The sequence below is a fragment of the Agrobacterium sp. a22-2 genome, from assembly GCF_012276985.1.
Classification (GTDB): domain Bacteria; phylum Pseudomonadota; class Alphaproteobacteria; order Rhizobiales; family Rhizobiaceae; genus Allorhizobium.
On record NZ_JAAXMM010000090.1, the window covers coordinates 1 to 413 of the forward strand.

The window sequence follows — 413 nt, forward strand, 5'->3', positions numbered from 1 at the left end:
TACCACCGGTGCAGTTTCGACCACAGGCTCGTCTTCCGCTAGCGCAGGTTCAACCACTGGCTCTACAGCTACGGTTTCAGCTACCGGCTCGGCTTCCACTGCAGGGGCAGTCTCTTCCGCTTTCGGCTGTTCAACTGCAACAGTTGCCGGGGCGGTTTCCACCGGCGCCGGGATTTCCTCGGCCGGGATAGCCACGACAGGCGCTACGGCTGCAGCTTCTTCCGTTACGGTAACGGCAGCAGTTTCAACGGCGGCCTCTGGCGCAGGCGGGTTGACGCTGGCCGCCACCTGGGTTTCTTCCACGGCAACGTTGTGTTGTTCAACCGCGGCAGCGACAACCGGTGCCACAGCCTGTTCTACGGCTTCGGTCTGCACTTCGGCTTCTTCAACCTGAGCGACCGGGTAGCTTACCC

The 413-nt window shown here is 62.2% G+C and carries 1 pseudogene; it reads right to left on the reverse strand.

The features are described from left to right. Positions 1-413: pseudogene (locus tag HFC70_RS26520) on the reverse strand (hypothetical protein); the annotation flags it as partial.